The organism is Devosia sp., assembly GCF_030689745.1.
Lineage (GTDB): Bacteria > Pseudomonadota > Alphaproteobacteria > Rhizobiales > Devosiaceae > Devosia > Devosia alba.
Map to the genome: position 1 here is coordinate 1 of NZ_JAUYGL010000219.1, position 23,145 is coordinate 23,145.

General features: G+C 63.1%; 20 protein-coding genes and 1 other RNA gene. 7 read left to right on the plus strand and 14 right to left on the minus strand.

Going from position 1 to position 23,145, the window contains the following annotated elements:
* The 8 genes from Q8O80_RS19075 to rarD form a co-directional block, all read right to left on the minus strand.
* Positions 1-998, minus strand: a 998-nt coding sequence (locus Q8O80_RS19075) for a carboxynorspermidine decarboxylase (protein WP_305582236.1), incomplete at its 3' end; no start/stop codon positions are given.
* A 143-nt stretch (positions 999-1,141) separates the two neighbouring features.
* Positions 1,142-1,527: RNase P RNA component class A (gene rnpB / locus Q8O80_RS19080), an RNA gene on the minus strand.
* A gap of 44 nt (positions 1,528-1,571) precedes the next feature.
* Positions 1,572-2,312 carry a DnaJ family molecular chaperone gene (locus Q8O80_RS19085; protein ID WP_305582238.1) on the minus strand — a complete coding sequence of 247 codons (741 nt, stop codon included), beginning with the start codon at positions 2,310-2,312 and terminating at the stop codon, positions 1,572-1,574.
* A 128-nt stretch (positions 2,313-2,440) separates the two neighbouring features.
* Positions 2,441-3,280 carry a hypothetical protein gene (locus tag Q8O80_RS19090; RefSeq protein WP_305582240.1) on the minus strand — a complete coding sequence of 280 codons (840 nt, stop codon included), beginning with the start codon at positions 3,278-3,280 and terminating at the stop codon, positions 2,441-2,443.
* A 202-nt stretch (positions 3,281-3,482) separates the two neighbouring features.
* The gene (gene metF, locus Q8O80_RS19095; RefSeq protein ID WP_305582242.1) at positions 3,483-4,463 is read right to left on the minus strand and encodes a methylenetetrahydrofolate reductase [NAD(P)H]; all 981 of its coding nucleotides are present in this window, start codon (positions 4,461-4,463) and stop codon (positions 3,483-3,485) included.
* Complete coding sequence (locus Q8O80_RS19100) at positions 4,463-5,428, minus strand: metalloregulator ArsR/SmtB family transcription factor (protein WP_305582244.1); 966 nt, start codon at positions 5,426-5,428, stop codon at positions 4,463-4,465. Before Q8O80_RS19100 ends, metF begins: the two co-directional genes overlap by 1 nt.
* Before the next feature lie 152 nt (positions 5,429-5,580).
* Complete coding sequence (locus Q8O80_RS19105; RefSeq protein ID WP_305582246.1) at positions 5,581-6,711, minus strand: DUF2336 domain-containing protein; 1,131 nt, start codon at positions 6,709-6,711, stop codon at positions 5,581-5,583.
* A gap of 146 nt (positions 6,712-6,857) precedes the next feature.
* Complete coding sequence (gene rarD, locus Q8O80_RS19110) at positions 6,858-7,820, minus strand: EamA family transporter RarD (protein ID WP_305582248.1); 963 nt, start codon at positions 7,818-7,820, stop codon at positions 6,858-6,860.
* A gap of 193 nt (positions 7,821-8,013) precedes the next feature.
* Between rarD and Q8O80_RS19115 the strand changes: the two genes are divergently transcribed.
* Positions 8,014-8,463: a host attachment protein gene (locus Q8O80_RS19115; protein ID WP_305582250.1), complete on the plus strand. Its 450-nt coding sequence runs from the start codon at positions 8,014-8,016 to the stop codon at positions 8,461-8,463.
* A gap of 123 nt (positions 8,464-8,586) precedes the next feature.
* On the opposite strand, the gene Q8O80_RS19120 is transcribed toward Q8O80_RS19115, so the two are convergent.
* Genes Q8O80_RS19120 through ettA form a run of 3 tightly spaced genes read right to left on the minus strand, consistent with a single transcriptional unit; the run spans position 8,587 to position 11,484 of the window.
* Positions 8,587-9,456 carry an alpha/beta fold hydrolase gene (locus tag Q8O80_RS19120; protein ID WP_305582252.1) on the minus strand — a complete coding sequence of 290 codons (870 nt, stop codon included), beginning with the start codon at positions 9,454-9,456 and terminating at the stop codon, positions 8,587-8,589.
* Positions 9,456-9,782 (minus strand): hypothetical protein, encoded by a 327-nt coding sequence (locus tag Q8O80_RS19125; RefSeq protein WP_305582254.1) that lies wholly within the window; start codon positions 9,780-9,782, stop codon positions 9,456-9,458. Before Q8O80_RS19125 ends, Q8O80_RS19120 begins: the two co-directional genes overlap by 1 nt.
* Positions 9,783-9,828: 46 nt before the next feature.
* Positions 9,829-11,484, minus strand: coding sequence for an energy-dependent translational throttle protein EttA (ettA, locus tag Q8O80_RS19130; protein ID WP_305582256.1), 1,656 nt, complete (start codon positions 11,482-11,484; stop codon positions 9,829-9,831).
* A 184-nt stretch (positions 11,485-11,668) separates the two neighbouring features.
* On the opposite strand from ettA, the gene Q8O80_RS19135 reads away from it, so the two are divergent.
* From Q8O80_RS19135 to Q8O80_RS19145, 3 genes are read left to right on the plus strand one after another with little or no spacing between them, the layout of a single operon-like run.
* Positions 11,669-13,024, plus strand: coding sequence for a pitrilysin family protein (locus tag Q8O80_RS19135; RefSeq protein WP_305582258.1), 1,356 nt, complete (start codon positions 11,669-11,671; stop codon positions 13,022-13,024).
* Between the two features lie 3 nt (positions 13,025-13,027).
* Positions 13,028-14,356: a pitrilysin family protein gene (locus Q8O80_RS19140; RefSeq protein ID WP_305582260.1), complete on the plus strand. Its 1,329-nt coding sequence runs from the start codon at positions 13,028-13,030 to the stop codon at positions 14,354-14,356.
* A gap of 38 nt (positions 14,357-14,394) precedes the next feature.
* Positions 14,395-15,285 carry a PQQ-binding-like beta-propeller repeat protein gene (locus tag Q8O80_RS19145; protein ID WP_305582262.1) on the plus strand — a complete coding sequence of 297 codons (891 nt, stop codon included), beginning with the start codon at positions 14,395-14,397 and terminating at the stop codon, positions 15,283-15,285.
* On the opposite strand, the gene Q8O80_RS19150 is transcribed toward Q8O80_RS19145, so the two are convergent.
* From Q8O80_RS19150 to Q8O80_RS19160, 3 genes are all read right to left on the minus strand, one after another.
* On the minus strand, positions 15,282-16,376 hold the full coding sequence (locus Q8O80_RS19150; protein ID WP_305582264.1) for a methyl-accepting chemotaxis protein: 1,095 nt from the start codon (positions 16,374-16,376) through the stop codon (positions 15,282-15,284). The two genes, Q8O80_RS19145 and Q8O80_RS19150, sit on opposite strands and share 4 nt — an antisense overlap.
* Before the next feature lie 211 nt (positions 16,377-16,587).
* The gene (locus tag Q8O80_RS19155) at positions 16,588-18,771 is read right to left on the minus strand and encodes an FdhF/YdeP family oxidoreductase (protein ID WP_305582266.1); all 2,184 of its coding nucleotides are present in this window, start codon (positions 18,769-18,771) and stop codon (positions 16,588-16,590) included.
* A gap of 123 nt (positions 18,772-18,894) precedes the next feature.
* Positions 18,895-20,025: a PQQ-dependent sugar dehydrogenase gene (locus Q8O80_RS19160; protein WP_305582268.1), complete on the minus strand. Its 1,131-nt coding sequence runs from the start codon at positions 20,023-20,025 to the stop codon at positions 18,895-18,897.
* 201 nt (positions 20,026-20,226) lie between these two features.
* Here Q8O80_RS19160 and greA point away from each other — a divergent pair, with 201 nt between their 5' ends.
* The 3 genes from greA (at position 20,227) to Q8O80_RS19175 (ending at position 22,732) form a co-directional block, all read left to right on the plus strand.
* Entirely contained in the window at positions 20,227-20,700 is a 474-nt protein-coding gene (gene greA, locus Q8O80_RS19165) for a transcription elongation factor GreA (RefSeq protein WP_305582270.1), read from the plus strand.
* Positions 20,701-20,852: 152 nt separating this feature from the next.
* Positions 20,853-21,803: a thioredoxin-disulfide reductase gene (trxB, locus tag Q8O80_RS19170; RefSeq protein ID WP_305582272.1), complete on the plus strand. Its 951-nt coding sequence runs from the start codon at positions 20,853-20,855 to the stop codon at positions 21,801-21,803.
* Between the two features lie 35 nt (positions 21,804-21,838).
* Positions 21,839-22,732 (plus strand): LysR family transcriptional regulator, encoded by an 894-nt coding sequence (locus Q8O80_RS19175; RefSeq protein WP_305582274.1) that lies wholly within the window; start codon positions 21,839-21,841, stop codon positions 22,730-22,732.
* Positions 22,733-23,145: the final 413 nt, after the last annotated feature.

Genomic DNA, 23,145 nt, shown 5'->3' on the forward strand with positions numbered 1-23,145 from the left:
AACCAGTTTTTCTTGACCATGGTGTAGCCACCCGCATCAAGCAGCGAATTCCGATCGCCAATCGCCAGCGGTTCGGGGAAGGAAAACTCGCCGAACACGTCACCGGCAAGGCATGATTTGCCCGCCACCACATAGCGATGCGGGCCCGCATCCGGCGCAATCGCTGCGCTCTCGCGATAGACCAGCAGGTCAAGCATATGGGCCTCAACAGCGCTGTCGACAATGGCGATCGACTTCTCGTTATCGATGATGTCGAGCACGCTGACCTCCAGCGTGGTGGTATTGCTGACCACGGTATTGCCTGGTTCGAGATAGACCTGCACACCGAATTTCTCGGCAAAGGCCTTCAACCGCGCCGCCAGCACCGCAAGCGGGTAGTCCGGCTGGGTGAAAAGAATGCCGCCGCCCAGGCTGACCCAATCCACTCTTGCCAGCAGTCCACCCACCCGCGCCTCGATCTCGTCGAGCAGCGCCGAAAATGACTCCACCGAGTCGTTCTCGCAATTGCAGTGCAGCATCAGGCCCGACACCCTGTCCATCACGCTTTCAATGCGCGCCAGATCGATCTCGCCCAGCCGGCTGAATGGTCGCGCCGGATCGGCCAGGTCGAAATGGGAATGGCTGACGCCCGGATTGATCCGCAGGCCGATCGGCAGATGGCTCGCCTTGTCGCCAAAGCGCTCCAGTTGGTTGACCGAATTGAAGATGATCTTGTCGGCATTGGCGATCACCGCATCGATTTCACCATCGGCATAGGCCACCGAATAGGCATGGGTTTCCCCGCCAAACTTCTCCCGGCCCAACTGTACTTCATACAACGAGGACGAGGTGCTGCCATCCATGTGCGGCGCGATCTGGGCAAAGGTCGACCAGGTGGCAAAGGCCTTCAGCGCCAGCACGCATTTGGCGCCCGACGCCGCCCGCAACTCGTCAATTCGCGCCAAATTGGCCGCCAGCGCGGTCTCGTCGATCAGATAGAATGGGGTAGCCAGGGGCATCACGCGTACTGAACTCCATAGGCGGGTGCCCGCCGTAGGGTCGGCGGAATGCGGAGCGCACGGTGTATCGGCCCTCCCCCCCTGATGCAAGGGCCCGTGCCGCTACCGCCCATGCAGCCAGCACATGAATAATCGGCAAGGTAAACGCCAGTTGACCTGTAAGCCGGGTTCTGTAGGGCCGCGTTGCCGCGACGTGGTGACCATTCATCTGCGACGCCTGTTGCCAGACGCCTCGTGCAACCAACCCGGATGATCTGGCCTCAAAACCGGCTGGGACCGAAGTCCCGCGTCATCCCTATTTGGTCTTGCTCCCGGTGGGGTTTACCGTGCGGTCTCCATTGCTGGACACCCGGTGCGCTCTTACCGCACCCTTTCACCCTTACCCCGGCATGCCGGGGCGGTTTCCTTTCTGTGGCACTTTCCCTGAGGTCGCCCTCGCCGGCCATTAACCGGCACCGTGTTTCGATGGAGCCCGGACTTTCCTCCAGCAGCAGGTTACCCCACTGCCAGCGGTCACCCGGTCAACTGGCCGACTGATGTAGTGAGCTATCGGGTACGCCGTCAAGCGCTGCGCTACACCGAACCCAGCAGGGGTTGCCGGACCGGCCGGATCACCGCCTGATAGGCCAGGTTGATCGCCTTCATGCGCGCCGTTGCCACATCAATCAGCTCTTCGGGCACGCCACGGGCAATCAGGCGGTCCGGATGATGCTCGGCCACCAGCAGACGATAGACGCGCTTGACCTCCTGATCGGGGGCATTGGGCGCCAGGCCCAGCACCGCATAGGGGTCTACGCCGGCCTCCAGCTGCACATGCTGGCTGGCCATCTGCTCGAAGCGCACCTCGTCAAAACCGAAGATTTCGCTGACCGAGCGGAGATAGTCCAGCTCGGCTGGGTGCACCATGCTATCGGCCGTGGCGATAAAGAACAGGCTATCGAGCACATGCTCAAGCGTTTCCGGGCTGTCGGCAAAAAACCGGCTGACCTTGCGCGCATAGGCGTCAAACCCGGCCACATCCTGCTTGGCCAGATTGAACACCCGTGTCACCGCTTCTTCATTGCCCGCCGCAATTTCGACGGTGGCGCGGAAAGCACGTTCCTCGGAGGCCGTCACAACGCCGTCAGCCACGGCCATTTTGGCAGCCAGCGCAATCAGCGCCAGCGTAAACGCCGCGTCCCGTCCGCCAGGCAGCCAATTGTCCGGATCAAGCGCGTTGACCAGCGAGCCAGCCAAGCCCGTGCGCTGGCTGAACGATCCGACAAACTCGGAGAGTCGCTGCCACATTTCGGATTTTTCTTCAGGCTTGCGCATGCACATGAACACTGGAGCAGTGCCTTTCGGGAACGATGCGCCAGGGCGAAATTTCGCGCAATACGTGCAGCAACGATAGCCACTCCGGCGCGCCCGGTCCACCGCCCTGCGCGCATGGCCGGTCTACCTCAATCGCCAAATGGAATGAACCATGGGTCGGCCGGACCAATCAGCCGGCCCCGGCGCGGCGCCCCATTGGGACCCTCATCGAGATAGAACCCGTCCGCATCATAGTCGGCGGCAACCTGCCCCGAACCCTGCCGCCTGGCGAGAAATTCCGACAGTGGCCCGCTTTCCCAATCCTGCAGATCGTTATAGGTCACCGCGGCACTGGAGCGGGGGTTGACGTCGGGCACCACGTCAATGGTCCGCGTGCGCGCCGTGTCCTCGACAATCAGCACGGGCTGCGGCCGCATCGAGAGCGGCATCGGCATGGGCGCGATGCTGGCGGGCGCGGTCTCGGCGGGCGTCAACGCGGCGACAGTCACCGGATCGATCACGGTGGTCTGCACCGGCGCCACAGGCGGTTGCGCCACGGCAACCGCATCGGCGCCGCCATTGGTGATGTAGCTGGGCAATGGCTTGCCGGCCTTGAGATAGTTGTCCACCACATCGCCCTGTGGCGCGGCGGCAGTAGCTCTTGGCGGCGTTGTGGCGGCCGGCGCGGCGGCAACAGCGGGCGCAGCCGTCACCGGCGCCACACTGGACGCCGGCTTGCTCGGCGCGGCCGGCTGCGCTGCCACAGCGGTGGCGGCGGGCTTGGGCTGTGGCGCGGCAGGGCGTTGGCTCAGTGCCACCGGCACGGGGGCGACTGCAGCAATCGGCTCCATCATGGCGACCTGCGCCGGCCGCGCATCGGCCCGGTCGCCCATCATCTGGCCCGACACGATATCGGCCAGCGGCACCCCGACGACCAGGACAGCCCCGGCCCAGGCCAGACCATTGGTAATGCGACGATCGATCTTCATGCTGTGACGTCCCGTATTGGCTTCGCCCCGGCAGCGAAGAAGCGCGATTTTCATGGCCATTTTATGAAGCTGGCCCGTATGCCAGCACTGCCACCCGTCAGCTGAACCGAAGCTGAATGACGCCGTTTGGGCGTCCAGTCTTAAGGGTCGAGCGCTGATGCCACCAGATTATGGTGAACACAAGGTTAATCGCGCGACCTGCTCATCCAGCCTGTCGCTGAAGCTGCGCGGTGCCATGGTCAGAACCGGCTGCGCCGCTCCGCAATGGCAGCAGGCGCCCGTACTCATGGTCGGTCCGCCGACCCAGGATACGCGCCAGGGCCAGCGCCAGTGGCGAGCGGTTGTGGGTATAGATGTGAAATTCGGTCACCCCCGCGTCGAGCAGTTCGGTGACCTGCTCTGCCGCCACCGCCGACGCCACCAGCGCATGGGTTTCGGGCTCGTCATCCAGCCCCGCGAAACGCTCGGCCAGCCAGGCCGGGATCGAGGTGCCGCACCGACCGGCAAAACTGGCGATCTGCTTGAAACTGTGGATCGGCTGGATGCCCGGCACGATCGGCGCGGTAATACCCGCCGCCCGCGCCCGCTCCACATAGCGCAGATAGTCACTATTGGAGAAGAACATCTGCGTAATGGCGCGGTCCGCCCCGGCATCGAGCTTGCGCTTGAGATTGTCAATCTCGACGGCCCAACTCTCGCTTTGCGGATGCTTTTCCGGATAGGCGGCCACCGAGATGTCGAAATCGCCAATCCGCGTGATGCCCGCCACCAGATCGGCAGCGTTCTGATAGCCCTCGGGATGGGGCGTGAACGGCTGGCCAACCCCCTCTGGCGGGTCGCCACGCAGCGCCACGATGCGGTTGATCCCGGCATCCTGATAGCCGCGCACCACTGCATCGACTTCATCACGCGTCGCCCCGACACAGGTCAGATGCGCCGCCGCATCCACGCCCGTCTGCGCCTTGATCGAACTGACCATGCGCAGCGTCCGCTCGCGCGTCGTGCCGCCAGCGCCATAGGTCACCGACACAAAACGCGGCTTGAGCGGGGCCAGCTTGTGCACGCTGTCCCAGAACTTTTCCTCCATCGCGTCGGTCTTGGGCGGAAAAAATTCGAACGAAATCTGCAGCTCGGGACGCTGGTCTGCCGTCAGCCGGCTGGTGCGGGCAATATCGTCGATCATCAATTCTGCTCCGTTTTGATCTTGTCGCTGAGGCGCCACAGGCAGACCGTCAAACCACGTTCACTATTCTCACTGGGAAATTCTGCGACGGCCTGCACCGTCAGCCCGGCGGCTTCGGCCCAGTTGCTCATCTGCGCCCGCGACAGGCCGAGCCGGCGATGGGCATGCTCGCTGCGCAAAAACTCAAGTTCATGCGGGGCAAAGTCGACGATCAGCATGTCGCCACCAGGCGCCAGCAGCCGGCGCGCCTGTGCCAGCATACGGCCCGGATCGTCGAAATAATGCAGCACCTGGTGAATGACGATCACCTCGGCCGGCCCCATCGACACATCCAGATCGCCAATATCGCCCAGCCGTACCTGGGCATGGCCAATCCCGGAACTGACCAGTCGCGCCCGGGCCACCGCCAGCATTTCCCGGCTAGAATCCAGCCCGATGCCGCGCGTGTACGATCCGGCCAGCAGTTCGAGCATGCGCCCGGTGCCGGTGCCCAGATCGATCAGCGTATCGACCTTGCGGCCGCCCAGCGCTGCCAGCACCGCGGCTTCCACCGCCTCTTCGGGCACCTGCAGCGTCTTCAGCAAGTCCCAGCTGCTGGCCACCGTGGCGAAATATTCGCTCGCCTGTGCCTGTTGCTGGGCCCGCACGGCGCTCTGTCGGGCGATGTCGCAACGCCGATCGGTATCATTGTCATCAAGCCGGGCAATCAACCACTGTGCCAGCTCGGCGCCATCGCCCTGCTGCATCAGGCCGTAATAGGCCCAGGCCCCCTCGGCATTGCGCCGCACCAGGCCAGCATCGGCCAGGAGCTTGAGATGACGCGAAACGCGCGGCTGGCTCTGTCCCAGAATCTCGGTGAGATCCTTGACCGAGTGATCGCCATCAGCCAGCAGTGCCAACAGGCGCACGCGGGTCCCCTCACCCGCTGCCTTGAGCACACTCACCAATTCGGTCAATTCAGCCAATTCAATCTCCGCACATCATATAAAGACATCTTTATATCTACTTTGATCTTCAGGTCCAGCAAGAACTTGCCCGCGCCTCGGACCAGCGACAAAAAACGCCACCCCCGGATGAATCCGAGGGTGGCGTATTGCCGTCAAAACTGTCGCCAGCGTCAGCCGTGGGCGGCTAGGCGATCTTCAGTTACGGCCCGCTTGCGGAACGAATGGGCCCGCCACAGCTCGAAGATCCCGGTGGCTTCTTCCTGCTCGAGAGCGGCAAACCGGCTCGCCACCATCTTGATATCCTCAGGCGTCGGCATGTCGCGCCACGGCATGGTGGCAAAAATGGCCTCGAACAGATCGGGGCTCAGCCCTGCCGCCTTCAGCGCCACGGTCGCGGCAACATAGTCCTGCCCCGCCAGCCATTTGACGAACACTTCCGGCTTGACCTGCAGGCGAACCGTCAGCGCTGCGGCCGCGTGGTGGCCGTAGCCAAAGCGGGCAAACCGCGCCAGCGCCCGTTCATCGAGTTGCTTGCGATCGCTCAGCGCCTTGACCTGATTATAGGCCACCTTCCACTCATTGGCGGAGAAGCCGGCACGGTTGCGCATGCGGTTATAGACGACGGCATTGATCTTGCCGGCGGTGACCGGATCAACCCCGCGATTCGGCTGGCCCAGTGTTTCGAGCACCTTGCTGGCCACATCGTCGATTTCGCCGCGCAGCGAACGCCAGTCGATGTCGATGCGACCTCGCAGGTCGGCGGCAATATCGGCGTCCTTGGTCCCGCGTTCGACCAGCTTTTCCAGCGTTGCCCTGGGCAGTTCGGCCTTGGCATTGCGCACCAGGCGCACCACCGAACCGGTCTCGCCATGGTCGACAATGGCCTCGCCAACCCGCCCCGCCACGGTAAAGCGGCTGGCAATCGCCTCGCGATGCAGGTCACTCTGGTGGGTAATGATGTCGATCAGATCGTCATCGGACAGCACATTGGAGAACTGCAGCAGCGGCCTGGCGACCTCGATATCGTCATTGGCCAGCTTGACCACCACTGTCCCGGGCGCCCGGTCGAGCTGGGCCAGCAGCGAGGCTACATGGGCCCGCGTCTCTACCTCGACGAATTCGGCAAGCTGGCACAAGACCTCGTCATATTGGGCCACCTGCTCGTCATCGCAACGATCTGACACATAGGTGAACAGCTCGGCCATATTGCGGAATAACTGCTCGCGTTCTGAATGGCTGGCCTCGCCATTTAAGGCACGAAAGCTGGAAAACGCCCGCTGTCCCTCGTCAAGCTCGCTCATGCTCATTCTCCCGGCTTCTGCCGTAACTTGGACACTCACGATGCACTGCCATGATGCTGCGGGCCCTGAAAATGCGCATGCGCAATTGATTCAAATTGTAACGACGCCCGTCAGTGCCCATCCCGCCCCGCTTACGGCGCCCCCCTTCAGGCCACCGGCGCCACGACGGGACGCTTGCGCCGCGTAAAACTGTCATAGCTGAACACCATCAGCGACAGCCAGATCAGGGCGAAGCTGACCAGCCGCAAGCCGTTCAACTGCTCGCCAAACACATAGATGGCCAACAGGAACTGGATTGAGGGCGCCAGATACTGGAACATCCCCATTGTCGTCAGCCGCAGCCGCCGCACGGCAAACGCGAACAGCAGCAGCGGAATGGCCGTCGCCGGTCCGGTCAGGATCAGCAGCGTCAGATAATAGGGATCGGCATGAATGCCCGGCCCCGTCGTCGCGAAGGTGTAGATCATGAACCCCAGCGCCAATGGAGTCAGCATGGCCGTTTCGACGAACAGCCCGCTGGCCGGGCCCAATTGCGCGGTCTTGCGGAAATAGCCGTAAAAGCCAAATGACAGCGCCAGACCCAGCGCGATGAACGGCACATTGCCCAGCCCAATCGCCTGAATGAGAATGGCCACCAACGCCATCACGATCGCCACGGTCTGCAGCCGGTTCTGCCGCTCCCCCAGCAGCACCATGCCCATCGCCACGCTGACCATCGGATTGATGAAATAGCCAAAGCTGACTTCCAGCACCTGGCCCGTTTCCACCGCCCACACATAGAGCAGCCAATTGCCCGCCAGCAGCACTGCCGAGAGCAGCGTCCCCAGCGCCCGGCGCCGATCGCGGAACAGCGCCAGCACCGGGCCGTAGCCACTTCTGAACAGCAGGATGACACCCAGCAGCAGCAGCGACCAGACCGTGCGCTCGGCCACGATCATCAGCGCGCCTGCGGCCTCGACCTGCCAGAACAGCAGCGGCAGAAAACCCCACAGCGTATAAGTCGCCAACGCAGCCAGCGCCCCGTTGCGGCCATCATGGATCGATAGGGTCGCCGGCGCGGCAATCGGCGCCGGACCAATGGCCTGTGGGGCGGATTCGGGTAATGACATGGACGGAACTCCGCATCAGGCACGATGCTTGCGCCCCCTGATAACAGCGCATCTCTGTGCTGGCCAATCAGACTTTGTAATTCTGCCATCTTGCAAAGCAATTGAATGCAGCCGACCTTCACAGGACGAGGGCGCTATCCGCAGCGTCGTCGGGCACTGTGCCAATCTGACGAACCAGCAGCAGGAGTCCACCATGAAGAAGACGATCACCTGGATTTTGATCGCGAATGGCGCACAAGCACGCGTCCTGGAAAACACCGGTCCGGGCAAGGGACTGCAGCAGGTTAAGGGACTTGAATGGGCCATCACCCCACTGCAGGCGCAGGACCTGGTGTCTGACCGGCCCGGTCGCAGCTTCGCGTCCACGGGCTCAGGTCGCAGTGCCATGGAACCGCGGACCGATCCGGTGGAGCACCGCGAGACCGAATTCGTCAAGTCGCTGGCCGAGCATATCGATCGTCAACACCAGGATGGCGCGTTTGACCGGCTGATCATTGTGGCCGCCCCCATTGCCCTGGGTGACATTCGCAAGGCCATCTCGCCCAATGTCAAAAAGACCATTCTGGCCGAACTGGACAAGGACCTGACCAACACGCCCACCGCACAGCTGGCCAAGCACCTCGACGGCGTTATCGCCGTCTGATCCCGCTTTTAAATCAATATCTTATCCAAAAAAGCCGATTCAACTCTGCCGCTAGTTGAATCGGCGCCTCAATTTGTTGAATCAGCATTTGAATTTGCTGCAAACGACCGCGATTCTTGGTCTTTAACCCTCTGATTCGTCATCATTTTCGTCATCGCCACCGCCCGCGATGGCATCGAGAAACTGCAACAGCATCGCGTTGACCAGAATGGGGCGTTCGATGCTGGGAATATGCGCCACATTTTCCAGAACCGCCGCAAAGGCGTTCGGCATTTCTTCGCTCAGCTGTTCGTGCCGGTCGATGATCGCGGTGAAATCCTGATCCCCCACCAGCAGCAGGCTGGGGGCCGCCAGTTCGGCAACGCGGTGCCAGGCGTCGGCCATGGGTTGTTCCTGCGTCAGGGCCGGCTTGTTCAGCGCCAGCGCGTTCATGTCCAGAAACAGCGCCCGTGCCGCCCCGCTTACCCGGCCGCTTTGCGCCCGTGGCCCATCGAGCCATTCATGCGCCTGCACCCTGTTGAGCATGTCGTTGTCACCGCGCTCGAAGGCATCCTCTTCAGCCGCCTCGATCATCGATTCCGCTTCGGTGGCATCCCATGGCGCCCCGCTCACCGAGGTGCCGATCAGCACCAGCCCGATCACCCGACCGGGGTGGCGCAGCGCGAAATCGATGGCCAGCCCGCCGCCCATCGAACAGCCCACCAGCACCGCAGCGTGAATGCCGAAGGCCTCCAGCAGCGCCTCGAGATCCCGGCCATGGTGGAATGCGACGTCGGCGCTCTGCGTCTCGCCATAACCGCGTCGGTCATAGGCGATGGCGTGCCAGCCCGCATCGGCCACCGCCTGCATCTGGCTCAGCCACATCCGCTTGTCGCAGACCCCGGCGTGCAAAAACACCACCGGCAGACCCTCGCCGATCTCGAACCCGGCCAGTGTGGCACCGCCGACCTCAAGCGAAAACGGCTCAAAGGCCTCTGGCACATCCATGTCCATTACTGGGCAACCTGCACGCAGAAGGCAAAGCCGTCCTTGCCGCCAACCCAGCAGCCCGGCGCACCTGCCGCCGGCGTCATCGCGCCCAATTCCTGCGGATAAAGTGCATCGGGGGCGCCAAGATAGCCCATGCCTTCGCTCGCGCCGACCAGCGCAAAGGCAAACACCCGTCCGTCCGGCAGCGCAAAGGTCAGCCCACCGCCATCACGCGCCACATCACACTCGAACGTGTCGAAGCCGTTCACCGAACACTGCGCCGGCTCAGCCTGCGCCACGCCGGCCCACAGCCCCCAAATCAGGGCCGAACCCATCACCAGAGATTTCATACTGCCCCCACAGCAAAAAGGGCGGGCTGATTGCCCGCCCGCTATCCTACCGCGTCAGCGGCTTGTATGTCGCGCGCTTTGGATTGACCGCGTCCGCGCCCAGGCGCCGGATCTTGTCGGCTTCATAGTCGGCGAAATTGCCTTCGAACCATTCCACATGGCTGTTGCCTTCAAACGCCAGCATATGGGTGGCCAGCCGGTCGAGGAACATCCGGTCATGGCTGATGATCACGGCGCAGCCGGCGAATTCCTCGAGCGCCTCTTCCAGCGCGGCGAGGGTTTCGGTGTCCAGATCGTTGGTCGGTTCGTCAAGCAGCAGTACATTGGCGCCGCTCTTCAACATCTTGGCCAGGTGCACGCGGTTGCGCTGCCCGCCCGAGAGATTGCCCACCTTCTGCTGCTGGTCGCCGCCCTTGAAGTTGAACGAGGAGGTATAGGCGCGCGAATTGACTTCGCGCTTGCCCAGCAGCAGCACTTCGTCGCCTTCCGAGATCTCTTCCCACACCGTCTTGTTGGGGTTGAGGGTGTCGCGGCTCTGGTCGACATAGCCCAGCTTGACCGTGTCGGCGACGGTGATCGTGCCGCTGTCAGGGGTTTCCTGCCCGGTCATCATGCGGAACAGCGTGGTCTTGCCCGCGCCATTGGGCCCGATGATCCCGACAATGCCGCCCGGCGGCACCTTGAAGCTGAGATTGTCGATCAGCAGGCGATCGCCATAGGACTTGCTGACCCCCTCGATGTCGATGACATTCTGGCCCAGCCGCTCGCCGGCCGGAATAATGATCTGCGCCGTGCCAGACTGGGTGCGGGCCTCGTTGATCTTGACCAGCTCTTCATAGGATTTCAGGCGCGCCTTGGACTTGGACTGGCGCGCCTGTGGCGATTGCCCCATCCATTCGCGCTCGCGCTCCAGCACCTTGGCGCGTGCCGCGTCTTCACTCTTTTCCTGTGCATAGCGCTTGGCCTTGGCCGTCAGGTATGCCGAGTAATTGCCTTCATAGGGCACGCCGCGACCGCGATCGAGCTCGAGAATCCAGCCCGTCACATTGTCGAGGAAATAGCGATCATGGGTGATGATCAGCACGGCGCCGGCGAACTCGCGCAGATGGCGTTCCAGCCAGGCGGTGGTCTCGGCATCCAGATGGTTGGTGGGTTCGTCAAGCAGCAGCAGGTCGGGCTTGCTCAGCAGCAGCGCGCACAGCGCCACGCGGCGACGCTCGCCACCCGACAGCTTGGTGACATCGGCATCACCGGGCGGGCAGCCCAGCGCTTCCATGGCCACTTCGACCTGGCTTTCCAGATCCCACAGATTCTCGGCGTCGATCTGGTCCTGCAGCTTGCTGGCCTCGTCCGCGGTCTCGTCCGAATAGTTCATCATCAGGTCGTTGTAGCGATCGACGACGTCCTTCTTCTCCTTGACGCCGGTCATCACATTGCCCAGCACGTTCAGCGCCGGGTCCAGCTCGGGCTCCTGGCTCAGATAGCCAACCTTGGCGCCTTGCGCGACCCAGGCTTCGCCCTGGAATTCCTTGTCGATGCCGGCCATGATCTTGAGCAAGGTCGATTTACCCGAGCCATTGGGGCCGAGCACACCGATCTTGGCATCGGGGTAGAAGGAGAGATGGATATTGTCCAAAACCTTCTTGCCGCCGGCATAGGCTTTGGACATTCCGTCCATGTGATAGATGAATTGGCGTGCCATGCAGCATGATCCTCGGCAAGAACTGGTTTGGGCCCGTATGTAGGTGATGGCGCCCCTTTGGGCAACCGGCTGCCGTACTCTCGCCGCATCCTTCCCCTTACCTCGCCGCGTTGACAGAGAAGTGCTTCCCGTTTCGGTGGCATCTGGTCTACCTCTTGCGCCATCCAATCCCGGGAACCTGCCGATGACCATCAAATTTGCCCTGGCGTTCAGCGGCGCCGCACTGCTGCTGCAGCCGGCACTGGCGCTCGACACCCCGCCACAACAAAATGCCGTCGAACACTTCGTGCTCGATAACGGGCTTGAGGTCGTGGTGATCCCCGATCATCGCGCCCCGGTGGTCACCCACATGGTCTGGTACAAGGTCGGCAGCGCCGATGAACCGGCGGGCAAATCGGGCATTGCCCATTTCTTCGAACATCTGATGTTCAAGGGCACCGAACGCTTTCCGGCCGGCGAACTCGACGCCACCGTCACCGCCCTGGGCGGCAATCTGAATGCCTTCACCACCGCCGACGTCACCGCCTATTTTGAAACCGTGCCGCCCGACGCGCTGGCCAGCATGATGGATTTTGAGGCCGACCGCATGCGGGGCCTGGTGCTGACCGATGCGGTTATCGGCGCCGAGCGCGATGTGGTGCTCGAAGAACGGCGCCAGCGCGTCGAGAGCAGCGCCCAGTCGCTGCTCACCGAAGAGTTCACCGCCACGCTTTACCAGAACCACCCCTATGGCATTCCCACCATTGGCTGGATGCACGAAATGGAGCAGCTCAACCGCGCCGACGCGGCCAGCTTCTACGAACAGTATTACGCGCCCAACAATGCGGTGCTGGTCGTCGCCGGCGATGTGGAGCCGGCCACCGTCAAAACCCTGGCCGAGCAAAGCTATGGCCAGGTCGAGCGTGGCCCCGACCTGCCGCCGCGCCTCCGTCCGTCCGAACCCGAGCGCAACACCAGCGCCAGCGTCACCCTGCACGATCCGCGCGTCGGTCTGCCCAGCTTCCTGCGCGCCTGGGTCGTGCCGACCTACCGCACCGCCGAGCCCGGCGAAGCCGAAGCGCTTGACCTGCTCGCCGAGATTCTTGGCGGCAGCAGCCGCAGCCGGTTCTATCAGGAGGTGGTGGTCAAATCCGGCACCGCCGCCCAGGCCGGCGCTGGCTATGATGGCGGCGCCTATGACCCCAGCGGCTTTTCCATCTACGGCGTGCCACAGGGCGAGCACACCCTGGCCGAAGTCGAAGCCGCGATGGACGCCGAACTGACCCGGCTGATTACCGACGGCATCAGCGCCGACGAGCTCGACCGCGCCAAGGCGCGCTTTCGCCGCGGCCTGATCTTTGCGCGCGATGCCCAGCAGAACATGGCGCAGATCTATGGCAGTGCGCTCGCCACCGGTCGGAGCGTCGACGACATCGAGCAATGGCCCGAGCGCATCCGCGCCGTCACCCCCGAACAGCTTCAGGCGGTGGCCAAAAAATACCTCGATCCCGCAACAGCCGTCACCAGCTATCTGCTGCCGCCCGCCACCGGAGCGCAATAAGCCATGACCACCTTACCCCTGCTCCGCCGCGCCCTTGCGGTTGTCGCCACCAGCTTTGCCCTGCTGCTCACCGCCCTGCCGGCGCAGGCCGAAGTGGTATTTCAGGACATCACCTCACCCCAGGGCATCGACGCCTGGCTGGTGGAGGATTACGCTGTCCCCATCATCACCATCCGCTTTGCCTTTGAAGGCGGCACCACCCAGGACCCGGCGGGCAAGGAAGGGCTGACCAGCCTGCTGACCGCCCTGTTCGACGAAGGCGCGGGCACGCTCGACAGCGAGAGCTTCCAGATTGCCCTTGATGATGCCGGCGCCGAAATGGGCTTTATTGCCGATGCCGACGCGCTGTACGGCTCGATGCGCATGCTGGCCGAGCAGCGCGACGAGGCCGTCGCCCTGCTCAAACTGGCCATCGAGGCCCCGCGCTTTGACCAGAACCCGATTGATCGCATGCGCGCCCAATTGGTGAGCGGCATCACCGCTGCGGCGCAGAACCCCAACACCACCGCGCAGCGCCAATGGGCCACGGCGCTCTATGGCGAGCACCCCTATGCCCGGCGCAGCGAAGGCACGCTGCAAACCCTGGCCAGCCTGACCGCCGATGATCTGCGCCAGCTGCACCAAAGGCAGTTTGCACGCCAGAAACTGCATGTCGGCATTGTCGGCGCCATCGACGCCACAGACGCCGCCGCCATGCTCGACACCCTGTTTGGCACCCTGCCCGACGCGCCCGATCTGACCACCATTGCCGATATTGACCCACAGCTTGGCCAGGACCTGCACGTCCCCTACGAGCTGCCCCAGACCTCGATCTTCATGGCCTATCCCAGCCTGGAGCGCGACGATCCCGACTATCTGACAGCCTATCTGATGACCCAGATCCTGGGCGGCGACAATTTCGGCTCCCGCCTCACCACCGAAGTGCGCGAAGAACGCGGCCTGACCTATGGCATCAGCGCGTCGCTGAACAATATGGCGCACAGCCAGGCCCTGGTGATCGCCACCGCCACACGGGCCGATCGCGCCGCCGAAACCCTTGCCGTGATCAAGGATGTCGTCGCCACAATGGCCGAAGACGGCCCTGACGAAGACGAGCTTGCCGCCGCCAAGAAATACCTCATCGGCTCCTACCCGATCAACGAGCTCAGTTCCTCTTCGGCCATCGCCAATACGCTGGTCGGCCTGCAATTGCGTGATCTGGGTATCGACTACCTTGCCCGCCGCCCCGATTTGATCAACGCTGTCACCGTCGACGACATCAAGGCGATGGCCCAGCGATTGCTCAGCGTGGAGCCGACCATCCTGCAAATGGGACCGGCGCCCAAGCCTTAGCTCTCGTTCCTGCCACGCCGCCTTCCCGGGAGATCGTCTTGAGCCATCCGCCATTCACCCGCCGTGGCCGCGCCCTGCAGCCGGGCCAGCGCGCCGAACTGACCATCATCAAGCCCGATGGCAGCGGGCGCACGGTGATCTTTACCGCCGATGAGGTGATCGAGGCGCCCAACTGGACACCCGATGGCCAGACCCTGATATTCAATGCCGGCGGCGAACTCTGGCGCATCCCGGCCGCTGGCGGCACGCCGGCGCGGATCGACACCGGCACGCTGCGCGATCTCAACAATGACCACGTGCTCTCGCCCGATGGCCAGACCGTCTATGTCAGTGCCGATGATGGCCATCTCTACGCCGTGCCGATCACCGGCGGCACAGCGCGCCGCGTCTCCAATACGCACGCCACGCCACATCATTATTATTTGCACGGCATCAGCCCTGATGGCCTGACCCTGGCCTATGTCGCCGTCGAGGCCCCACACGGCACGCGCCGCATCAACATCTTCACCATTCCCAGCGCCGGTGGTCCCGACACCCGCCTGACCGATCTCGACGCGCCCCATGACGGCCCAGAATACTCTCCCGATGGCCAATGGATCTATTTCAATGCCGAGCGCACCTCCCCCGGCCACGCCCAGTGCTTCCGCATGCGTGCCGATGGCAGCGGCGTGCAACAATTGACCGACGACGAGCGCGTCAACTGGTTCCCGCACCCCTCGCCCGATGGCGCCTCGCTGGTCTATCTCAGCTACCCGCCCGGCACGCAGGGCCACCCGGCCGACAAGGATGTGATCCTGCGCTTCATGCGCCCCGATGGTAGTGACAAGCGCGATATCATCGCCTTCTTTGGCGGTCAGGGCACCATCAACGTCAATTCCTGGGCCCCCGACAGCGCGCGCTTTGCCTATGTCGCCTACCCGCTTGGCTAGCCGGTGAGCCCCAGCGCCTGCTTGATCGTATCGTCCTGCTCGGTGCGCTGCACCACCACGCCCCACCAGCCCAGCCCGTCATATTCCTGGTAGCCCAGCGTCTTGGCAAAGGCGACGATATTGCCTTTGCCATCATAGTAACTGCCACGGGCGCGGCCCTCATCGCGCAGGTCGAAACTGGCAAAGCGATGCGCCGGATTGGTCGTGGCAATCATCCGGCCCTTGGCGTCGAGCAGCATCACCTCGGTGCGTTCGGCATCCTTGGGCGGCAGGGCGGCCTCGGTCTCGACGATCGAACGCCCCTGCTCCTGCCAGTCGAAATAGACCCCCAGCGTGCCCAGCACGGCGCCGTCGGCCCGGCCCTGGCCGCGCACCGCCGTGCTATAGACCAGCACTTCGCGCCCGTCATGCGCCGCGCTTTCCATCACTTCGCCCACCGCATAGTCGTCGCCGCTCTTGGTCGCCAGCGCCCCCCGGAACCAGGCCTCGCGCGAAAAGTCGTGCCCCAGCAGCTGGCGGGCATGCGCGCCATTGGCGCTGGCCACCACCCGCCCACGTGCATCGGTCAGCACCAGGTCGCAATAGACGCTGTAAAAGCGGTTGATCGTCGCCAGCCGGTCGGCGGCAAAACCCAGCCTGCCCGGCTCGGGATCGCCCAGCGCCTCCCAGAGCGCCGTGTCGGTCGCCCACCAGCGCACGTCGGCGGTGCGCTCATAGAGGTTGCGCACGATCAGTTGCACCAGCGTCTGCGACAGATCGATCAGCCGCACGCCCTCCATTTCCTCCACCAGCGTCTCGCTCATGCTGCGGCTGAGCGAAATCCGCCCCATCAGCACGTCCTGGAACCGCAGCGCAATATCGGCGGCCCGATCGGCCAGGTGCTGCACCTCGTCGGCCACCACGGCAAAGCCCTTGCCGGCATCCCCGGCCCGCGCCGCCTCGATAATAGCATTGATGGCCAGCAATTTGGTCTGCTTGACGATCTGCAGATTGTTGGTGGCATAGCTCTGCAACTCGCTGCCGATGCCATCCATCACGATGCGCATGGCACGCGGCGAGGCCGCAACACCCGTCTTGCCGTTACTAGTCATGAGCGTGCCCCAATTGTACTCAGCTCCGCCCGAACGCCACTGCCTAAAATTTAAGCAATAAAACCAACGTCATGGCGGCAGTTTTCAAGTACATGTATGAGCAAACAGAGTAACCAGACCGTAAACATGTTGATCGCTGTCAGTAATCTGGCAGATCCCGTCGCCGTGATGCTGGGCGGCGTCCAGTGCTTTTCCTATGGCGCGCAGTTCGTCAGGCCTCGGCCGCCGCGAGCTCGAGCCAGACCGGCACCGATTTGAAGGCCGGCGTCTTGCTGCGCGGATCGACCGCCGTGCCCACCAGCACATTGGCCTCGGGGTAATAGGCCATGGCGCTGCCCCGCGGCAGGTCGAAGGCCCGGGCCACTGCCTGCATCCGCCCGACATCGGAGGCGATGGTCACTACCTGCCCTTCGCGCACGCCGAACCCGGCCATATCCTCGCCATTGAGGAACACCGCATCGCGTTCGGCGCCGCCGCGATAGCTGTCCTTTTCCTCATAGATAATGGTGTTGAACTGGCCCTCGCTGCGAATGGTGGCTAGGCTGAGCTGGCCGGTCGCCGCAGCAGGAACGGGCGTCACCACGAAATGCGCCTTGCCGTCCGGCGTACCAAATTCGGGCGTGTGCATCACCCGGTGCTTGATATGGAATTCGCGTTTAGCCACGTCGATATCGGCCAGCTCTTCCATTCCCGGCACGATCGCCGCAATGGCGTCGCGCACCCGGGCATGGGCGCTGAAGCCCTTGAAGTCGATCGGCGAGCCGGGCAGCACACGGGCACCGATTTCGCCCAGGATCCAGCTTTCGGGCCGCACATTGTCCAGACGACGAATGCCGCCATCGCTCAGCCGCACGTAGTTGAACATCGATTCCTGGGTGGTCGGCTCCCATTCCTCGTCGCGCGCCGTCACCGGCAGCACCATCACCTCGCCATCGCCGAGCCCGTGCACATGGCCCATATTCAATGTCGTGGTCAGAAACAGCTTGAAGCCGATGGCAGCCATCGCCCGGCTGGCAAACGCCGTGTCCGGCGTCGCGCCCCACAGATTGCCGCCCATGATCACCGCGCTGTCAATCGCTCCCGCCTCGGCGGTCTTGAGACACACCATGGTATCCATGCCCCGCGCCGTGGGGAAGCTGACGCCGAATTCGGCCTCCATCTTCGCCAGCACATCCCCCGCCAGCACCGGCTTGACCCCGATCGTGCCGATGCCCTGCACATTGGAATGCCCGCGCAGCGGCAGCAGACCGGCAAAGCGCTTGCCCACCATGCCGCGCAGCACCGCCAGATTGGCAATGGCCTCGACATTTTCCACACCATGGATGTGATGGGTCATCCCCATGCCCCAGGCGAATACGGCGTTTTCGGCCTTGCCATATTGCCGGGCGATATGGGCGATCTCCCCGGCGCTGATGCCGCAGGTCGCGCTGATCTCCTCCCAGCCCAGCCCCGCCAGATCGGCGGCAAACGCCTCGAACCCGCTGCTGTGCGCGGCGATGAAATCGCGGTCCTCGAGCCCCAGTTCCAGCACGGCCTTGGCGATGCCCTTCAACAGCGCAATATCCGAGCCGATCCGCGGCTGACAATAATCCGAGGCTATCTCGCTGCCACCCTTGAGCATGGAACGGGGCGATTTCGGCACGGAAAACTTGACCAGCCCGGGCTCCCGGGCCGGATTGATCACGATCACCTGCCCGCCCCGCTCGCGACAGTTCTTGAGCATGTGAATGAAGCGCGGATGGTTCGACGATGGGTTGGCCCCGATCACAAAGATCAGGTCGGCCCCAGTCAGATCCTCCAGCTCGACGCTTGAGGTCGCCTTGCCAATCGTGCTGGCCAGCCCCTCGCTGGTCGCTTGGTGGCAGTAATACGAGCAATTATTGACATTATTGGTGCCATAGGCCCGCGCCAGCAGCTGGAACAAAAACCCCGCCTCATTGGACGAGCGGCCCGAGGAATAAAAGAAACTGCGCTCCGGCGCGGTGGCCTCTAGCTGGCTGGCGGCATGGGCCAGGGCAAACTCCCAGTCGACCGGGGTGAAACGGTCGGCGCCGCGCGCCTTGAACAGCGGCGTATTCAGCCGCCCCAGATGCTCCATCTCCCGGCCGGTCAGCTCGGCCAGATCCTTGATGCTGTGCTCGAAGATCGCCTCGGGAATACCGGGCTGAATGTCGGTCGACTGCGCCTGCACGCTCTTGTTGCAGACCGAGGGAAACTCATCGAGCTCATTGGTCATGCCGCCGCGCTGGCCGCCCATGCCATAGGCACAGGCCTTGCAGGCATTCTTGGCCGTCAGCGCCTTGGCGGCCTTGCCCACCCCCATGCGGCCAATGGTGGCCAGGGTATAGAGAACCTTCTTGGGTCCGCCGCCCACAATCTGACGAGTATCGGCCATGACGCGGCTCCACCTGGTTTCGTGTATACATTGTCGATGGATCGCGGCGCAGAAGCAAGCAAGTCCCGCCGCCATTCGTCAGAAGTTCTGGCTTGCCGCCTTGGCACCGGGATGGAATCGCTCTCAGTCTTCCGCTGGCGCCACCCTGATCAGCCGTCCATTGTCCTCATCGGTGATCAGATAGATCGCCCCATCCGGGCCCGCCTTCACATCGCGCACCCGGCCCAGCTGCCCGGCAAACAGGCGTTCCTCGCCGACGATTTCATCGCCCTCCACATCGAGCCGCACCAGCACCTGCCCGCTCAGGCCGCCGGTCAGCAGATCGCCCTGCCAATCGGGCAGCAGATCGCCCGCGTAAAAATCCAGCCCCGAGGGTGAAATCGAGGGGTCCCAGTAAAACAGCGGCTGCTCCAGCCCCGCCTTCTTGGTCCCCACCCCGATCGGTAGGCCGGAATAATCCTCGCCATAGGTGATCACCGGCCAGCCATAATTGGCGCCCGGTTGCGGATTATTGACCTCATCGCCGCCGCGCGCGCCATGCTCAACCGTGAACAGCTGCCCGTCATCACGCAGCGTCGCGCCCTGCGGGTTGCGATGCCCCTTGCTCCACAGCTCCGGCGCCCAGCCCTCGGTCTGGGGATTGTCCGCCGGCACCGCGCCATCGGGCGCAATGCGCACCACCGCGCCGGCCAGGTCGCCGAAATCCTGGGCCCGGTCCTGCTCGCCGCGATCCCCCAGCGTCACGAACAGATTGCCGTCATTGCCCACTACCACGCGCGAGCCAAAGTGCCGGTTTGTGGTGGTGAACCTGTTCATGCGGAAAATCACCTGCTGCTCCTCCAGCCGGCCGGAATCCCCCTCCAGCACCAGCCGGGCGGTCATGACCGCTGTCCCCTGGCCACGCTGCAGGCCGGCATCAGCCGCATTTTCGGCAAAGCTCAGATAGATCCGGCCACTTTCGGCGAAATCGGGTGCCAGTGCCACGTCGAGCAGACCGCCCTGCCCCTGATCATACACATCGGGTGTCCCCGTGATCGGCGCCCCAACCGCCCCGTCATTGATCACCCGCAGCTGGCCGCTGCGCTCGGTCACCAGCAGCCGCCCATCGGGCATGAACACCAGCGCCCATGGGTGGTCCAGCCCCTCGGACAGCACCTCGGCACGCAGTAAACCGGCACTGGAAGGCGCCTCTTGCGCCCCGGCAGCCGGCACGATGAGCAAACTTAACGCGAGAACGGGAAGCAGGACTTGCATGATGGGGCCTTTCTGCGAGAGAAGAGAATGCTTGAAAGCGCGTGTGGACATGACCATGTTCATTCGTACACTGGCTTGACCGCAACGCGGCAGCCGGGCAATTTGAGACTTATTTCCCCTAAAAATTATCGTGAAGCGTAGGCCGAACGGATTTTGGCTGGGATGATAGCTGTTTACTGCCGTGCCGATGGAGGCCACGAAATGGAAAAGATCCCGATGACGGTTGGAGGCCAAAAGGCCCTTGCCGCAGAATATGAGCACCGCACTGCCACTGAGCGCCGTCGCATTGTCGAGGCGATCTCGGAAGCGCGCGCGCATGGCGATCTGTCCGAAAACGCTGAATACCACGCGGCCAAGGAGCAGCAGAGCCTCAATGAAGGGCGGATCAAGGAGCTTGAGACCATTCTCGCGCTTGCCGACGTCATTGATGTGTCCAAGCTGAGCGGCTCTACCGTCAAGTTCGGCGCCACGGTGACCTATGTCGACGAGGATACCGAGGAAGAAAAGACCTACCAGATCGTCGGCGATCCCGAAGCCGATGCATCGGCCGGCCGCATCTCGATTTCCTCACCCATCGCCCGGGGCATGATCGGCAAATCGGTGGGCGATTCGTTCGAGGTCGCCGCTCCCGGTGGGGCGCGCAGCTATGAAATCCTCAATCTCAAATACGTCTGACGCCTGACATGGGAGATTTGCTCCCGCAGGCGTGACATTCCAATACCTTCCACAGGCGCAGCGTGCTGGCGGAACGGTTTGTCTTGAAAGAGTACGGTTTCGGCCTTTAACTAGCGCCGGGGGAGTACTCCCATTTGTCGGAGAGCATTGCGATGCACGCCAAAGTCGTCATCATCGGGTCTGGCCCAGCCGGCTACACCGCCGCGATCTATGCGGCGCGGGCCATGCTTGAACCGGTCATGATCCAGGGTTTGCAGCCCGGCGGTCAGTTGACCATCACCACCGATGTGGAAAATTACCCCGGCTTTGCCGACGTCATCCAGGGGCCCTGGTTGATGGACCAGATGAAGGCCCAGGCCGAGCATGTCGGCACGCGCATCATCAGCGACATCATCACCCATGTCGATTTTGACCAGCGTCCTTTCGTGCTGACCGGCGATAGCGGCGAAATCTACACCGCCGATAGCGTCATCATCACCACCGGCGCCCAGGCCAAATGGCTGGGCCTGCCCAGCGAACAGAAATTCCAGGGCTATGGCGTGTCCGCCTGCGCCACTTGCGATGGCTTTTTCTATCGCGACAAGGAAGTGCTGGTCGTCGGCGGTGGCAATACGGCGGTCGAAGAGGCCCTGTTTCTGACCAATTTCGCCTCCAAGGTGATTGTGGCGCATCGCCGCGACGAGTTCCGTGCCGAGCGCATCCTGCAGGACCGCCTGTTCAAGAACCCCAAGATCGAAGTGCGCTGGAATACTGAAATTGTCGAAGTTGGCGGCGCCGCCATGCCGCCTTCGGTCAATACGGTCACCCTGCGCGATCGCAGCACTGGCACGACCTATGAGCAGCCCATCGATGGCATCTTCATTGCCATTGGCCACGCCCCGGCCACCGCCATCTTCGCCGGCAAGCTCGACATGAAGCCGGGCGGTTATCTGCAGGTGAAGCCCGGCACCACCGAGACCAATATCCCAGGCGTCTTTGCCGCTGGCGATGTGACCGACGATGTCTATCGTCAGGCCGTCACCGCTGCCGGCATGGGCTGCATGGCCGCCCTGGAGGCGGAACGTTTTCTGGCCGAACACGAACTCGCCGAAGCCGCCGAGTAGCGCGGCCGACGACCAACTAGAAAGCGCCAAACCATATGCTCGACTGGGACAAACTCCGGATCTTCCACACCGCCGCCGAGTCGGGCAGTTTCACGCACGCCGCTGAAAAGCTTGGCATGAGCCAGTCGGCCGTCAGCCGGCAGATTTCCGCGCTGGAAGATGACCTCGCGCTCAAGCTGTTCATTCGCCATGCGCGTGGTCTGGTGCTGACCGAAGTGGGCGAGCAATTGTTCCGCACGGCCCACCGCATGCACTGGGAATTGCAGCAGGTCGAAACCCAGATGTCCGAGAGCCAGGACACGCCCACCGGTCCGCTGGTGGTCACCACCACGGTCGGTATCGGCTCGGCCTGGCTGAGCTCGCGGCTTGATGAGTTCATCAAGCTCTATCCCTTGATCCAGCTCGAAATTCGTCTCAACGACTCCGAACTGGATCTGGCCATGCGCGAGGCCGATGTGGCCATCCGCCTGCACCGCCCGAACCAGTCCGAGATGATCCAGCGCAAGCTGTTCACCGTGCACAATCACTTCTACGCATCCAAGAGCTACATTGAAGAGTTCGGCATGCCCAGCAGCGCCGAGGAGCTCGATGATCACCGTATCATCAGCTTTGGCGAGCCGGTCCCGTCCTATCTCGGTGATATCAATTACCTCGAGCGCATGGGGCGGACCGATTCCGCGCCGCGTCGCGCCTCCCTCAAGGTCAATGCCATCTATGGCATGATGCAGGCTTGCCGCGCTGGCGCCGGCATCGCCATGCTGCCCGATTACGTTACCGAGCAGGAAGACGGCCTGATTCAGGTCCTGCCCGAAACCGAACTGCCGGCCTATGAGGCCTTCTTCGTCTATCCCCCGGCCCTGAAGAATTCCAAGCGCGTCGGCGTGTTCCGCGACTTCCTCGTCGCCAAGGCCCGCGAGTGGAGCTTCTAGCCTCTGCCCAAACCAGCGCCATGCTGCCTGCCAACTGCTCCCGAGCGCCGCACCGGGGGCGTGCGGTTTGTCATTGATTCAGCAGATCTTTTTCCGCCTCATGCAGTGTGTGCATAGCTATTATACGCAGTGCATGATTGTTAGGCAGCGCCCGGCCCCCTATATGCCCCTCAGCAGTGCGGGCGCTTCTCCTCCCTTGCGCCCCCTGTGTTCCCTCCTTGTGGGGATTTATCCCTGCATCCCTGTGGCTCCGCTCTCCCCTCGAGCGGGGCCACTTTTTTTGCCGCACGTGCATCAACTGCATGGCTGACATGTTCATCATCGTATTGCCGACCGGATCGGTAGAGTTCATAAGGAGGGTGTCGCTGAGGCGCGTTCCGTATCCTCCTCCCTCGGAACAAGTATCGCGACAC